14 protein-coding genes are annotated in these 13,464 nt (G+C 61.8%); 9 read left to right on the top strand and 5 right to left on the bottom strand.

Annotated features, from left to right (window positions below):
- Window positions 1-18: 18 nt before the first annotated feature.
- On the bottom strand, window positions 19-909 hold the full coding sequence (gene mutM, locus LB571_RS08165) for a bifunctional DNA-formamidopyrimidine glycosylase/DNA-(apurinic or apyrimidinic site) lyase (protein WP_224593582.1): 891 nt from the start codon (window positions 907-909) through the stop codon (window positions 19-21).
- A complete protein-coding gene (locus LB571_RS08170; RefSeq protein ID WP_224593585.1) occupies window positions 902-2,143 on the bottom strand; it encodes a phosphopentomutase in 1,242 nt (413 codons plus the stop codon). The genes mutM and LB571_RS08170 overlap by 8 nt, the downstream gene beginning before the upstream one ends.
- A 135-nt stretch (window positions 2,144-2,278) precedes the next feature.
- Here LB571_RS08170 and LB571_RS08175 point away from each other — a divergent pair, with 135 nt between their 5' ends.
- Entirely contained in the window at window positions 2,279-3,199 is a 921-nt protein-coding gene (locus tag LB571_RS08175; RefSeq protein WP_224593587.1) for a phosphate/phosphite/phosphonate ABC transporter substrate-binding protein, read from the top strand.
- Between the two features lie 5 nt (window positions 3,200-3,204).
- Here LB571_RS08175 and LB571_RS08180 read toward each other — a convergent pair whose 3' ends face one another.
- The 3 genes from LB571_RS08180 to LB571_RS08190 all read right to left on the bottom strand — a co-directional run bounded on the left by LB571_RS08180 (window position 3,205) and on the right by LB571_RS08190 (window position 5,026).
- Window positions 3,205-3,846 carry a TadE/TadG family type IV pilus assembly protein gene (locus LB571_RS08180; protein ID WP_224593879.1) on the bottom strand — a complete coding sequence of 214 codons (642 nt, stop codon included), beginning with the start codon at window positions 3,844-3,846 and terminating at the stop codon, window positions 3,205-3,207.
- Between the two features lie 40 nt (window positions 3,847-3,886).
- A complete protein-coding gene (locus tag LB571_RS08185; RefSeq protein ID WP_224593589.1) occupies window positions 3,887-4,468 on the bottom strand; it encodes a TadE/TadG family type IV pilus assembly protein in 582 nt (193 codons plus the stop codon).
- 138 nt (window positions 4,469-4,606) lie between these two features.
- Entirely contained in the window at window positions 4,607-5,026 is a 420-nt protein-coding gene (locus LB571_RS08190) for a pilus assembly protein N-terminal domain-containing protein (RefSeq protein WP_140660658.1), read from the bottom strand.
- A 358-nt stretch (window positions 5,027-5,384) separates the two neighbouring features.
- Between LB571_RS08190 and LB571_RS08195 the strand changes: the two genes are divergently transcribed.
- The 8 genes from LB571_RS08195 to LB571_RS08230 all read left to right on the top strand — a co-directional run bounded on the left by LB571_RS08195 (window position 5,385) and on the right by LB571_RS08230 (window position 13,460).
- A complete protein-coding gene (locus LB571_RS08195) occupies window positions 5,385-5,561 on the top strand; it encodes a Flp family type IVb pilin (RefSeq protein WP_140614764.1) in 177 nt (58 codons plus the stop codon).
- A gap of 188 nt (window positions 5,562-5,749) precedes the next feature.
- On the top strand, window positions 5,750-6,268 hold the full coding sequence (locus LB571_RS08200; protein WP_015319334.1) for a prepilin peptidase: 519 nt from the start codon (window positions 5,750-5,752) through the stop codon (window positions 6,266-6,268).
- Between the two features lie 210 nt (window positions 6,269-6,478).
- On the top strand, window positions 6,479-7,288 hold the full coding sequence (cpaB, locus tag LB571_RS08205) for a Flp pilus assembly protein CpaB (protein WP_140614762.1): 810 nt from the start codon (window positions 6,479-6,481) through the stop codon (window positions 7,286-7,288).
- Window positions 7,285-8,799 (top strand): type II and III secretion system protein family protein, encoded by a 1,515-nt coding sequence (locus LB571_RS08210; RefSeq protein WP_140614761.1) that lies wholly within the window; start codon window positions 7,285-7,287, stop codon window positions 8,797-8,799. The genes cpaB and LB571_RS08210 overlap by 4 nt, the downstream gene beginning before the upstream one ends.
- Before the next feature lie 14 nt (window positions 8,800-8,813).
- Window positions 8,814-9,545, top strand: a complete 732-nt coding sequence (locus LB571_RS08215) for a CpaD family pilus assembly protein (protein WP_224593592.1) — start codon at window positions 8,814-8,816, stop codon at window positions 9,543-9,545.
- 53 nt (window positions 9,546-9,598) lie between these two features.
- Window positions 9,599-10,882: a CpaE family protein gene (locus LB571_RS08220; RefSeq protein WP_411961407.1), complete on the top strand. Its 1,284-nt coding sequence runs from the start codon at window positions 9,599-9,601 to the stop codon at window positions 10,880-10,882.
- 23 nt (window positions 10,883-10,905) lie between these two features.
- Entirely contained in the window at window positions 10,906-12,417 is a 1,512-nt protein-coding gene (locus LB571_RS08225) for a CpaF family protein (RefSeq protein WP_015319329.1), read from the top strand.
- Between the two features lie 29 nt (window positions 12,418-12,446).
- Window positions 12,447-13,460 (top strand): type II secretion system F family protein, encoded by a 1,014-nt coding sequence (locus LB571_RS08230; protein WP_015319328.1) that lies wholly within the window; start codon window positions 12,447-12,449, stop codon window positions 13,458-13,460.
- Window positions 13,461-13,464: the final 4 nt, after the last annotated feature.

The raw sequence follows: 13,464 nt of genomic DNA on the forward strand, positions 1-13,464 counted from the left end.
GCTCGACGGCGGTCTAGCTTACCTCTGACAGGTCCGGCAATAGAAGGTCGAGCGTCCGCTCTGCACGATACGTTGGACATGGCCGCTGCAGCCGGGCTTGGGGCAAGGCTCACCCTCGCGGTCGTACACGGCGAAGGAATGCTGGAAATAACCCAGCGACCCATCGGTGCGCACATAGTCGCGCAGTGAAGACCCGCCGGCCGCGATGGCGTCCGCGACGACCGAACGGATTGCCTCGGCGAGGCCTTCGCTTTGTTCCCTGGCCTTCTTGCCTGGCTTGGCGATGGTGCCTGCCTCGCGCAGGGGTGACAGCCCTGCGCGCCAGAGGGCCTCCGAGACGTATATATTGCCTAAGCCGGCGATCAGCCTCTGGTCGAGAAGCGCTGCCTTGAGCGGCGCTCTGCGGCCTTTCAGCAGCGAGGCAAGCAGAACGCCGTCCAGCGCATTGCCGGTGGGCTCGACACCCAGTCCGCCCAGCATCGGATGCGTCTCCGGCGGCTCTTCCGCAAACAGCATGAAACCGAAGCGGCGCGGGTCGTTGAAGATCACCCGGGAGCGCGCGCCGGCCGCGGAAACGACATGGAACACGACATGATCGTGCGCCGCGCTCTTCGAACGCTCATGATGGAACACGCCCGGTGTCTCGTCGTCGTCGCCGGTCTCGATGCGAAAGGAGCCCGACATGCCGAGGTGGCAGATCAGAACCGGACCGCCCTGCATATGCATGGTCAGATATTTGGCGCGCCGGCCAAGCGCCGTGACCGTCCTGCCTGTCAGCCGCTCCGAGAACCGTTCGGGAAAGGGGAAGCGCAGATCGGGTCGTCTCATCTCGACCTTGGCCAGATGGGCACCTTCCAGGACCGGCTGCAGGCCGCGCCGGACCGTTTCGACTTCGGGCAATTCAGGCATGGCCGCCAATCGTGGCGTGGAAGGACGTGCCGTTACGGCCGCGCGCCAGCCGCAGATGTTCGGCAACCGTCTCGCCGATATCGGCGAATGTCGCCCTCAGCCCTATGTCGCCGCCTTTGAGGCCGGGTCCAGTGCCGATGACCGGAATGCGTTCGCGCGTATGATCGGTGCCGCGCCAGGTCGGATCGTTGCCGTGGTCGGCGGTCAGGATGAGAAGGTCGCCCTGCTTCAGCTTCGCAAACGCCTCCGGCAGACGCCGATCGAAGGCCTCGAGTGCGGCGGCATAACCGGCGACGTCGCGGCGATGGCCGAATTCGGTGTCGAAATCGACGAAATTGGCGAACACGAGGTCACCGTCGCCGGCCTCGTCCATGGCGCCCAGCGCCTGGTCGAACATGGCCATGTTGCCCGCCGCCTTGCGCACCTGCGAAATCCCGCGATGGGCGAAGATGTCGCCGATCTTGCCAACGGCGATGACGCGGCTGCCGCGCGCCGTCAGCCGGTCGAGCAATGTCGCTTCGGGTGGCGGCACGGCGTAGTCCTGGCGGTTGTAGGTTCGCTCGAAGGTGGCTGATGTCTCGCCGACGAAGGGGCGCGCGATTACCCGTCCGATCCTCAGCGGGTCAACCAGCCGGCGAACCACCTGGCACAATTCATAAAGCCGCTCCAGGCCGAAATGGACCTGATGCGCGGCGATCTGCAGGACGGAATCGACCGATGTGTAGCAGATCGGCTTGCCCGTGCGGATGTGTTCCTCGCCGAACCGCTCGATGATCTCGGTGCCTGGCGCATGGCAATTGCCGAGGATGCCTGAAACCTTGCCCTCGCGGATGATCGCCTCGGTCAGGTCGGCCGGAAAGGCGGGAACCGTATCCGGGAAATAACCCCAGTCGAAGCGTACTGGCAGGCCTGCGATCTCCCAGTGGCCGGAAGGCGTGTCCTTGCCGCTCGAAATCTCCTGCGCCGCGCCATGGAAGGCATTGGCGAGCAGGTCCGTCCCGAAATGAGCAAAACCCAGTCCTGTCGCCGTCTCGGCCGCCTTGCCAAGTCCCAGCGATGCCATGTGGGGGACGAACAGTGGTCCCTGACGAAGCCCGTCGCGATCGGCGCGCCCTTCCGCGCAAGCTTCGGCGATGTGCGCCAGCGTGTTTGCACCGGCGTCGCCATAGCGTTCTGCGTCGGCCGCGCCGCCGATGCCGAAGGAATCCAGGACAAAGAGGAATGCACGCGCCATCGGGTCATTTGTTGCCAGTGTGGACCTCAAGACATAGGGTTCCATGGCGGCCTTGGCAATTCGGAAGGCGCAAAGATCAGGTGTCGCGACCAGTTGGGCGCCCATGGACGAAACAAGAGGCAAGGCGGTCCTGTCATGAAGGCTGCGCTCAAGACATGGACTGCCCTCATGGCTGTGAACGGTGCGTTCTGTTGTGGACCGGCGTGGGCAGACTGGCGCGACGATATCGGCACATTTCGCATCGGTATCGTCGCCGAACCCGGCGCCGGCAATACCGTTCCGGGGCTGGCCGTGCTGACGCAAGCCTTTACCAATGCGCTCGGCATGAAGGTGGAATTCGTCGTTGCCCGCGATTACGCGGCACTGATCGAGGCACAGGCCAATGCGCGGATCGAATACGCCATCTATTCGGCGACCGCCTACGCCACGGCGCTGCAACGCTGCGAATGCATCGAGCCGCTCGTGGCTCCGGTCGATTCAGACGGTGCGGCCGGCATCCGCTCGGTACTGCTGACCAGGGACGGCGAATTGCCCGGCCTGGCTGACATGGAGACCCGCCGGATCGCCATGCCGCCGCCGGACAGCGTCGGCGGTTCGCTTTTGCCGCTGGCGGGCTTGGCCGCCGAACATGTCAGGATCGCCGAAGACGCACCATTCGTTGTCCATGCCCCGTCGGCGTCGGCGGCTGAAACCATGCTCGTCGACGGCGAGGCCGACGCCATGTTCGGCTGGGTGAAGGCAGCGGCCGATGGTCAGCCGCGACTGCCTGGGGGCACGCAGGCACGGCTCGAATCGTCGGGCCTTTCGGCCTCGGCCCTTCAGGTCGTGTGGACGTCGGGTCTGCTGAGATACGGTCCCCATGCGGTGCGCGGTGACCTCGATCCGGAAGCCAAGCGTCGGCTGACCGTGTTCCTCACCAACCTCAAATCGACGACGCCGGATGTCTACGACCTTCTGGAGCCGAAGCATGCTGGCGGCTTCATGCCCGTGGCTCCCAAGGACTATGCGGCGGCGGAGGCCATCGTGCGGATGGTATCGGTCGATGGGCGGCAATAAGTCCTTCAGCAATCGCTGCAAGGGATCGTGACGCTTCTGCGGGGACGCAGATAATAGGTTTCGCTCATCGTCATGCCTTTGGCGAGCGTCTCGACAAACCCGAGCTTCTGTTGGCTGTCGGTCGTCCAGCTGATGATCGGCTTATAGGCCAGGGTGCTGTCGACGCGGACGAGGAAGGTTCCGGGGACCCTGAGGCTTGCCGGAACCGTGGTGGCGGTGCCGGCGGTGGCTCCGACGCCGTTCACACCGTTGACCACCTTGCGCGACCACACCACCAGGACCTGCGGCGTGGCATCGGTGGTGACCTGTATGGCCGTGATGGTGATGTCCGGCACGGAGCGGTTATAGGGTTGAAGGGTCAAGGTGCCGATCTTCATGATGGCATCGAGGTCCACTTTGGCGATGGTCGGCTGTTGTGTGACGAGATCGGCGACCATGCTGCCGACACGGCTGACCTTCTTGCTCGTCTCGATGGCCTGCGAAGCCTCCATGGTCATGAAATACATGACCAGCAGGATAGGCGCGATAAGCGCGAACTCGACCGCCGCGACGCCACGACGATTGGACCAGAACCGGATTGATTTGCCCCAGAGCATTGATTTGCCCCAGAGCCCAGCAATTCCCTGATGTGCCCCCGCACGCATCATATTCACTGCCTTTTTTCTTGTTGTTGCTTCGGTGATTGTCTCAATTGTCGAACGGCTCGTTCTGCCAGGTCACCGAAGCGAAATGCAGCGTTTTGTTGCCGCCCATCGACTGCGCCATCAGGTTGGTCATGATGGGCCATTTGTAGAAAACCCGCAGCATGTTCCTTGACTCCGCCGCACCCGCCGTGACGGTAAAGGGCACATCGGCGCCGCTATTCGTCAGCTGGATGTTACCGCCCTGAATCCTGAAGCCGGCCTGGGCCGCGTCGGCGAAAGCCGTGTACTGGCGAAGATCGACGCTCAACTGATTGGGGCAATCCTGCGAAACGATGATTTCCAGCTTGCCGCAGATCATGTTCTTCAAATTGTCTCCGGCGACGTCAGCGGCCCTCAACTGGCCGGTGCGCAGCCGGCGCGCGACATCGTCTGTAATGTTGGCCATCACCTCCTGGCTGGCAAACGAGACGCAGCTTTCGAGGATGGCGAAGACGAGAAGCGCGAACGGCATCGCAAGCAGCGCGAACTCCAGCGCCGTGGCGCCGCGCCGGTCGCGCACGAAGCGCTGGAAAGGCCTGGCGCGCTCGATCTTGCGTTGATCTGTCGAGCCGATTTCCTTGCTCATGCGATGTTCCTGCCATCCTGGACGGTGCTGACAGGTGTATTAGTGCAAACCAATTGAGGTCCGGTTTGAATGATCGTTAAACTCGGCGCAGGCGCTTTAACCAGGCAGTAACCTGGGCGCTGGCACGGCCCGCATGGCTTATTTGCTGACGCTCATCTCGGCTTCGGACGATTTCTCCGCGTCGCTCTTGTAGGAGCTTTCGCAATAGGGCGTGCACGACATGGTCTGGACCTCCGCGCGCCGGTAAATGCGAACCGACGAGGCCGCCTGGCGGACCACGGTAACCTGTGCGTCGACGATCGGGCTGCCCTCTGGGTCGAGAACGACGAGATTGGTGACACCGAAACCCTTGCCGGTGAGCACGATCGTCGAGGCATCCTGGACGGAGGCGTCGGCGATTGCCGGGTTGCCCACGACGATCGTATCGGCGGGGCGCGACAATTTCACGATCTTGGCCTGGTTCATGGTGACCTCGATCCCGGCGCCGGCCCTGGCGGGCGCGGTCAAGCTGGCGGCAAGAAGCACGGCAATCAGAATTGAGGATCTCGGCACGGCCATCACGGCGCTCCACGCAAGCGGACTGTTCAACAGAACATGAACGAGATTGGTGAAGCAACGGTTAAGTTGACTTGTTGCGCCCGGATATGGCGGTCGGCATGGCCGAGCGCACCATCGGACTCGTGCAGGCGTCGCAAGCCTGCCCAAGCCCTTGCCGTTTGCGGCGTCGACCTGCAAAACAGAACATTAGCCAGCGCTTAGTGTGGAGTTAACCACGCAACATGTTCTAGCCGGGAAAGGAATCGGTAAGGCTGTTTATTAAGCCGATCGAAAGAGCTTCTCCCTAGATTTGCAGCATCCGATCAACCATCACAGAAGTTGACGGAAGTGCTGTAACACGTGGAGTAGGAGCTCTCGAATGTCTAATCTCATCGCACGTTTCGTGAAGGACGAATCCGGCGCGACCGCCATCGAATATGGTCTGATCGCCGCTCTCATCGCGCTCGCCATCATCACCGGCGCAGGCGCGCTCGGCAATGCCATCAACGCCAAGTTCACGACCATCGGTACAACGCTGAACAGCAGCGGCAGCTGATCTGCTTATTTGCTGATCACCTGGATTGCATTCTGGACAGGGGTCGCCACATTGCGGCCCCTGTTTCTCTGTGACCGGTCCAGAGTGCTGCCGACAACGACCGTCTTTTCATGCGGACCTCATCAATCGTTAATCGAACCGACCTAGATTGAGTATCCTGGAAATCCGCACAATAGGCATAAGCGCCGATGCTTGAAGCCCTGATCTTCGTCGTCTTCCCGTTCTGCATGCTGTTCGCCGCGATCTCCGACATGCTGTCGATGACGATCGCCAATCGCGTGCCGGTGCTGCTTGTCGTCGTCTTCGCGCTGGTGGCGCCGCTGACGGGCATGGACTGGGCAGCCTATGGCGGACATTTCGCCGCCGGCGCCATCGTCCTTGCCGTGACGTTCGGCCTGTTCGCCTTGGGTGGCATGGGCGGCGGCGACGCCAAACTGCTGGCCGCCACGGCCGTGTGGATGGGGCTCAACGTGCATCTCGTCGAATATCTTGTCGTCTCGACATTCATCGGCGGCCTTCTGACAATCGCCATCCTGCTTTACCGGAAGTCGACGCTGGCGGTTTTCACCGGCCGCAATCCATTCCTGCGTCATTTCGCCGAAGAGTCGGCCGGTGTTCCCTATGGGATCGCGCTCGGCCTGGGCGGACTGCTGACCTTCCCCGATTCCCCCATGATGGTATGGGCGCTGGCAAGGCTGGCGAACTGAATTCATCAATTTTTCGTCGGCTGGCATGCCTTGCAAGCCGTCTTGCGGAGCGGCGGCCCAGCATTTCCACGCATCTCGGCGCGATCCATCCAATTTATGTAAACCTTAAATTAATCACGATCGTAAGCATTGCATTAACCTTGTTTTGACGATTGCCGCTGCAAAGTCCGGCTTGGCTAGGTGGTTTGCCAAGGGCGAGGGTTCGGACAGATGCCAGCATCCCGATTGATTATTCTGAGCGTGGCGGTGGCCGCGGCGGGCGGTGCTGGCTATGTCGCAAAAAACATGGTCGCTCCGCCGCCTCAGATCGTCGTCGATTCTGGCCCCCAGGCCCCGGCGGTATCCCTGCAGGATGTGCTCGTGCTTTCGGGTGATGTCGCGATGGGCAACGCGCTCCAGAACAGCATCGCCTGGCAATCCTGGCCCGCTGACGGCATCAACGCGAATTTCATCACCAAGGCCACCGCTCCCGATGCCCTGGAGAAGCTGAAAGGGTCGATTGCCCGTGTGCCGATGTATGCGGGCGAGCCCGTGCGGCGCTCCAAGCTGATCGGCGAGGGGCAAAGCTTCATGTCGTCCATCCTGCCTTCCGGCATGCGGGCGGTCGCCACGACCATATCGGCCGACACCTCGGCCGGCGGCTTCATTCTTCCAAACGATTTCGTCGACGTCATCATGACCCGCAGGGCCGATGCCAACACCGGGGCCGGCTTCAGCACCGAGACCATCCTGAAGAATATCCGCGTCCTGGCAATCGATCAGACCATCCAGGAAGACGAGGAAGGCAAGAAGACCAGGGTAGGCCAGACCGCCACGCTGGAGCTGACACCCAAACAGGCGGAGATCATCACCGTTGCCCAGCAGATGGCGGATCGCCTGACGCTGGCGCTGCGGGCGATCACGGACACCCAGGAAAAGAATGTGGACGAGGCCGACTATCTCGTTTCCGGCAATGGTCGCAGGGGAACGGTGAGGCTGATCAAGTCGGGCGAAGTCTCCGAGGTAGGGGCAAGGAAATGAGGCTAAGCGCTAAACTGCCGGCAATCGTAGCCATGGCATTCGGCCTGCTGCTCGTCGGAGCGAATGTGCAGGGCGTCGAGGCGAAGAGCACGCAGGTGTCGGCCACGACAGCCACCCAGCGCGTCAAGCTTGGCCTCAACAAGTCGGTGGTCATCGACCTGCCGAGCGATGCCTATGACATTCTTGTCGCCAATCCCTCCGTTGCCGACGCCGTGACTCGTACCGCAAGGCGTATCTATCTCTTTGGCAAGTCGGTCGGCGAAACCAACATCTTCGTCTTTGGACCGAACGGCGAACAGATCGCCAGCCTGGACCTGGCCATCGAGCGCGACGTCGCCGGCCTGGAAGACTATATCAAGCGCTTCCTTCCGACCTCGGCCGTCAAAGTGGAACTGCTCAACGACAACGTGGTTCTGACCGGCACCGTGGATACCCCCTTGGATGCCAAGCGTGCCGAACAGCTGGCAAATATGTTTGTGTCCGGCGGTGAAGCGACGACGGGACAATATTCGCAGACCGCCGCTGGCGGCTCGGCCCAGAGCGGTGTCGACATCAACAATCCGGACCAGGAGCGCCGCGTCAGCCAGATCGTCAATCTGCTGCAGATCATCGGAGATGATCAGGTCACGCTGAAGGTGACGGTGGCCGAAGTCAGCCGTTCCGTGATGAAGCAGCTCGGCGTCAATATGGTCGGCAGTGGCGGCAGCAACGGCATCAGCTATGGAGCGATTAGCGACAATTTCACCGGACTCGGTAAGCAGCTGTCGAATTCGGGGTTCAATATAGGCGCCTCGGGGCTGCAAGCCTATGTCAATGCCATGGAGCAGTCCGGGGTCATGAAGACCTTGGCCGAGCCCACCTTGACTGCCGTATCCGGCGAGAAGGCAACCTTCAAGGTCGGCGGTGAATACAACATGGTGAGCGGCGTCACGGCGAACGTGTCGACCGACAACCAGACTGGCCTGAAGAACTATACCATCGACAAGATCGAATATGGCATCGGCCTGGAGTTCCAGCCGGTGGTGCTGTCTCCCGGTCGCATCAGCCTGAAGGTCAGAACGTCGGTTTCCGAGCCGACCACCGAAGGGTCCGTTTCGCTGTCCTCGGGTGTGACAAGTCCCGGCACGAATGTCCTGTCTCTGCGCAAGCGTCTTGCCGATACGACGGTGGAACTGCCCTCCGGCGGCTCCATGATGATCGCCGGCCTTGTTCGCGACGATGTCAGGCAAGCCGTCAACGGCTTGCCTGGACTGACAAAGATCCCGGTGCTCGGCGCGCTCTTCCGCAGCAGGGATTTCGTGCGCAACGAGACCGAGCTCGTCATCATCATTACGCCCTATCTGGTGAAGCCGGTGGCGCGCAATGAACTCGCCAAGCCGGACGACAATTTCAACCCTCCAAGCGACGGGGCCGGCATGTTCCTTGGGCGTGTCAATCGCGTCTACGGCACCATGCAGACCGACAGGCCCAACGGCCGCTATCATGGCGTTGTCGGCTTCATCTACAAGTGAACGGGAAAGCGGACATGTCTCAGTCAGTATTGAAGGCAAAGACCATGGCGATGCGCTCCGGCCGTTCTCGAACGGGCCTGCGGGTCCTTCCGATCCTCGCGGCAGCGTTGACGGCTCTCCTGGCCGGTTGCGCCCACCGCGACAGCATTACCGTCGGCGCCATCCCCGACGACTATCGCACCAATCATCCGATCGTCATCGCGGAGAAGAACCAGAAGATCGATCTTCCCGTCGGCGCCGGCGACCGTGGCATGACCGGCGCGCAGCGCGACACGCTTCTGGGGTTCCTCGACGGCTACGACAAGTCTGCCGCTCCGACATTGACGATCCAGATTCCAAGCGGATCCGCCAACGAGCTTGCCGCCACGGCGGCCGGCCGTGATTTCGCCCGGCTCGCGGCCGCCGCCGGTATCAAGCGCAACCGGATCGTCGTGGTCTCCTATCAGGCTGGATCGAGCGAGGCATCAGCCCCGGTTCGCGTCTCCTATATCGCGGTGAGGGCACAGACCGACAAATGCGGACGTTGGCCCGATGACCTGGTGGAAACGTCGGAAAACAAGCACTACGCCGATTTCGGCTGCTCCTATCAGAACAATCTGGCCGCCCAGATGGCCAATCCGGCCGACCTTCTCGGGCCGCGCAAGTCTACCACCATTGATGCGGCAAATCGCAGCAAAGCCATCGGTGTCTACCAAGACAGGGGCATTTCGGATGAATTCCTCGGCAACTCGGAAGTGACTTACTAAGCCGCCTTCGGAAAGAAGCGACGCCAGGAACAGGCCACGGAAAGAGCATGACCATGAGCAGCCTTGCCTATGACGCCACCGTCGAGGGCGGCGATACCTCGCCGCAGGACGTCGCCGCGATGCAGGCGTTGCGGCCGGTTCCGCGCATTTCGATCCAGGCATTCTGCGAGACCGAGGGCGTTGCCAATCCGGTCCAGCGCGCCGGCGAGGACCGTCGCATGACCAAGGCGCATCTCAAGGTCCATATGGGCGGCATCGCCACCGCAATCGAATTCTACCAGTCGGCGCCGACCCCCAACCTGATCCTGCTGGAATCGCGCAGCGAACCCAAGCAATTGCTGGAGCAGCTCGCCCAGCTTTCAGAATACTGCGATCCATCCTCGAAAGTGGTGGTGATCGGTCACTACAATGATGTCGGCCTGTATCGCGAACTCATCCGTTCCGGCATCTCCGAATATGTCATCGCGCCGGTGTCGATGGCCGACATCGTCAGCGTCGTGTCGTCGATCTTCGTCGATCCGGATGCCGAACCACTCGGCCGAACGGTCGCCTTCGTCGGCGCCAAGGGTGGCGTCGGCTCTTCCACGATCGCCCACAACGTCGCCTGGGCAATGTCCTCGCTGTTCAAATCCGAGGTCGTTGTCGCCGACCTCGATCTCGCCTTCGGCACCGCCAACATCAATTTCGACCAGGATCCGGCCCAGGGCATCGCCGAGGCGGTGTTCTCGCCCGAGCGCATCGACGAAGTTTATCTCGACCGGCTGTTGACCCAATGCGCCGAGCACCTGTCGCTGCTTGCGGCGCCCTCGACGCTGGAACGCGTCTACGACTTCGATCCCGATGCCTTCGCGCAACTTGTCGATACCGCGCAGCGCAGCGTGCCGCTGCTTGTGCTCGATGTTCCTCATGTCTGGACGGGATGGGCCAAGAACACGCTGGTCAAGGCTGACGAGATCGTGATCACGGCAACTCCGGAACTGGCCAATCTGCGCAACACCAAGAACCTGGTCGACATGTTGAAGCGGCTTCGTCCGAACGACCCGCCGCCGAAATTGATCATCAACCAGACCGGCGTGCCCAAGCGGCCCGAGATCTCGGCATCCGATTTCGCCGAACCGCTCGGCCTGACACCAATGTCGGTCATCGGCTTTGATCCCCTGCTGTTCGGCAACGCCGCAAACAACGGGCGCATGCTGGGCGAGATGGATGCCAAGAACCCGGTTGTGGCCACGATCAACGAGATTGCCCATGTGCTGACGGGCCGTAGCGAAATCCGGGCGAAGAAGAAAGCTGGCCTGGGCAGTCTGCTCGGCAAGCTCTCGCGCAACAAGAAGTGACGCAATGGGGTCGGTAGTCGGTCATGTTCGGTAAAAGAGGCAACGACGACGGCAACCGGTTCACGCCGGAATTCCGCCAGCCGGCATCGGCACCGGCTACGATTGCGCCGGCCGCCGCGGGTCCGGCCGACACCGCGGTGCTTGCCCGGCCCGCGGCCACGCCTCAGCCGAGCGCACCGGTCGCGCCGCCGGCCAGGCGCGCGGTCGAAGCGCCACCCATGGCGCCCGAACCGAGGAGGGGCCGCGAAAAGAGCGAAACCTACTATGACACCAAGAGCCAGGTGTTCTCGGCTCTCATCGATACGATCGACCTGTCGCAACTCGCCAAGCTCGATCCCGAAAGCGCGCGCGAGGAAATCCGCGACATCGTCAACGACATCATCGCGATCAAGAACTTCGCGATGTCGATCGCCGAGCAGGAAGAACTGCTCGAGGACATCTGCAATGATGTGCTTGGCTATGGGCCGCTCGAGCCGTTGCTGGCGCGCGACGACATCGCCGACATCATGGTCAACGGGTCCAAGAACGTCTACATCGAAGTGAACGGCAAGGTCGAGCAGACCGGCATTCGGTTTCGCGATAACCAGCAGCTTCTCAATATCTGCCAGCGCATCGTCAGCCAGGTCGGCCGCCGCGTCGACGAATCCAGCCCGATCTGCGACGCTCGTCTTCCCGACGGGTCGCGCGTCAACGTCATTGCGCCGCCGTTGGCTATCGATGGCACCGCGCTCACCATCCGCAAATTCAAGAAGGACAAGCTGACGCTCGATCAGCTGGTCAAGTTCGGCGCCATCTCTCCGCAAGGGGCCGAAGTTCTCAAGATCATCGGCCGTGTCCGCTGCAACATCGTCATCTCGGGCGGCACCGGCTCCGGCAAGACGACATTGCTCAACTGCCTGACCAACTACATCGACCGCGACGAGCGCGTCATCACCTGTGAGGACTCGGCCGAACTGCAGCTGCAGCAGCCGCATGTCGTGCGCCTGGAAACGCGTCCACCCAATCTCGAGGGCGAGGGCGAGGTGACGATGCGCGACCTGGTCAAGAATTGCCTGCGCATGCGGCCTGAACGCATCATCGTCGGCGAAGTGCGCGGACCCGAGGTCTTCGACCTTCTTCAGGCGATGAACACGGGCCATGACGGCTCGATGGGCACGATCCACTCCAACAGCCCGCGCGAATGCCTGAACCGTATCGAATCCATGATCGCCATGGGCGGCTATTCGCTGCCGCAGAAAACCGTGCGCGAAATCGTCGTCGGCTCCATCGACGTCATCATCCAGGCGGCACGCCTGCGCGACGGATCGCGCCGCATCACCCATATCACCGAAGTGATCGGGATGGAGGGCGACGTCGTCATCACCCAGGATATCGTCCTCTACAACATCAAGGGCGAGGACGCCAACGGCAGGCTGCTGGGAGAACACGTCTCGACCGGCATCGGCCGCCCGCATTTCTGGGAACGCGCGCGCTACTACGGCGAAGAGCAGCGCCTCGCAATAGCGCTCGAGGCCATGGAGAAACGTGCTGACTGACGCACTCACAGGCGTGAAGGTTCTGGTCGATGTTTGGAATTGACGGCACCGTACTGGCGTTTGTCGTACTCGCCGGCTTCAGCGCCGGCGCGGTCGCCTATGTATTTCTGTTCAACCAGATCAGCAACGAGAAACAGGCCGGCAGGCGGCTGGAAACGATCAAGGCCGCCGAGACGGACCGTTCCGTCGTCAAGGCCACCCGCGACCGGGCGGCCGACGCCGCCAAGCGCCGCAAATCGGTGCAGGATTCACTGAAGGATCTCGACGAAAAGCAGAAATCCAAGGACATCGCCGTCAAGAAGCCGCCGCTGAAAGCGCAGCTTCGCCAGGCTGGGATGAAGGTGTCGATCGAACGTTTCTATATCTATTCGGCCATCTGCGGTCTCGCGCTGACGGTGGTCGCGTTCGTGGCCGGTGCGCCGATGATTGTCTTGCCCGGTGTGCTGCTCGCCGGAGCGCTTGGCCTGCCGCGTTGGTTCGTTTCTTTTCGTCGTAGCCGGCGCGTCAAGTCATTCCTCAACGAATTTCCAAACGCGCTCGACGTCATCGTGCGGGCGGTCAAGTCCGGCCTGCCGCTGAACGATGCCATACGCCTGATCGCCAACGAATCCCCTGAACCGGTCAAGACCGAGTTTCGCCGCATCGTCGATTCGCAGCAGATGGGCCTGTCGATCCCCGACGCCACCTTGCGCATGCCCGAAACCATGCCATGCACCGAGGCGAGCTTCTTCGGCATCGTCATCCAGATCCAGTCGCAAGCCGGTGGCAATCTCTCCGAAGCGCTAGGCAATCTTTCGCGCGTCTTGCGCGACCGCAAGAAGATGAAGGCCAAGGTCGCGGCCCTGTCGATGGAGGCGAAAGCATCCGCCGCCATCATCGGCGCCTTGCCTTTCATCGTTGCCTTTCTCGTCTATCTCTCCAGTCCCAACTACCTGATGCCGCTGTTCACGACCAGCGTCGGCCATCTGATCCTCGGTGTTTCCGGCATCTGGATGTCGATCGGCATCTTCGTGATGCGCAAGATGATGAATTTTGAAGTCTAGGGCC

Origin of the sequence: Mesorhizobium sp. BR1-1-4 (assembly GCF_020165375.1) — a bacterium.
In the GTDB taxonomy this organism is placed as follows: Bacteria; Pseudomonadota; Alphaproteobacteria; order Rhizobiales; family Rhizobiaceae; genus Mesorhizobium; species Mesorhizobium australicum.

What these genes read in the sequence shown, in the direction of transcription:
- LB571_RS08230 (WP_015319328.1), top strand. Translation starts at nt 12,447, where the DNA reads ATGTTTGGAATTGACGGCACCGTACTGGCGTTTGTCGTACTCGCCGGC.
- cpaB (WP_140614762.1), top strand. Translation starts at nt 6,479, where the DNA reads ATGCCAGCATCCCGATTGATTATTCTGAGCGTGGCGGTGGCCGCGGCG.
- mutM (WP_224593582.1), bottom strand. Translation starts at nt 909, where the DNA reads ATGCCTGAATTGCCCGAAGTCGAAACGGTCCGGCGCGGCCTGCAGCCG.
- LB571_RS08185 (WP_224593589.1), bottom strand. Translation starts at nt 4,468, where the DNA reads ATGAGCAAGGAAATCGGCTCGACAGATCAACGCAAGATCGAGCGCGCC.
- LB571_RS08175 (WP_224593587.1), top strand. Translation starts at nt 2,279, where the DNA reads ATGAAGGCTGCGCTCAAGACATGGACTGCCCTCATGGCTGTGAACGGT.
- LB571_RS08215 (WP_224593592.1), top strand. Translation starts at nt 8,814, where the DNA reads ATGTCTCAGTCAGTATTGAAGGCAAAGACCATGGCGATGCGCTCCGGC.
- LB571_RS08180 (WP_224593879.1), bottom strand. Translation starts at nt 3,846, where the DNA reads ATGATGCGTGCGGGGGCACATCAGGGAATTGCTGGGCTCTGGGGCAAA.
- LB571_RS08220 (WP_411961407.1), top strand. Translation starts at nt 9,599, where the DNA reads ATGAGCAGCCTTGCCTATGACGCCACCGTCGAGGGCGGCGATACCTCG.
- LB571_RS08170 (WP_224593585.1), bottom strand. Translation starts at nt 2,143, where the DNA reads ATGGCGCGTGCATTCCTCTTTGTCCTGGATTCCTTCGGCATCGGCGGC.
- LB571_RS08200 (WP_015319334.1), top strand. Translation starts at nt 5,750, where the DNA reads ATGCTTGAAGCCCTGATCTTCGTCGTCTTCCCGTTCTGCATGCTGTTC.
- LB571_RS08210 (WP_140614761.1), top strand. Translation starts at nt 7,285, where the DNA reads ATGAGGCTAAGCGCTAAACTGCCGGCAATCGTAGCCATGGCATTCGGC.
- LB571_RS08195 (WP_140614764.1), top strand. Translation starts at nt 5,385, where the DNA reads ATGTCTAATCTCATCGCACGTTTCGTGAAGGACGAATCCGGCGCGACC.
- LB571_RS08190 (WP_140660658.1), bottom strand. Translation starts at nt 5,026, where the DNA reads ATGGCCGTGCCGAGATCCTCAATTCTGATTGCCGTGCTTCTTGCCGCC.
- LB571_RS08225 (WP_015319329.1), top strand. Translation starts at nt 10,906, where the DNA reads ATGTTCGGTAAAAGAGGCAACGACGACGGCAACCGGTTCACGCCGGAA.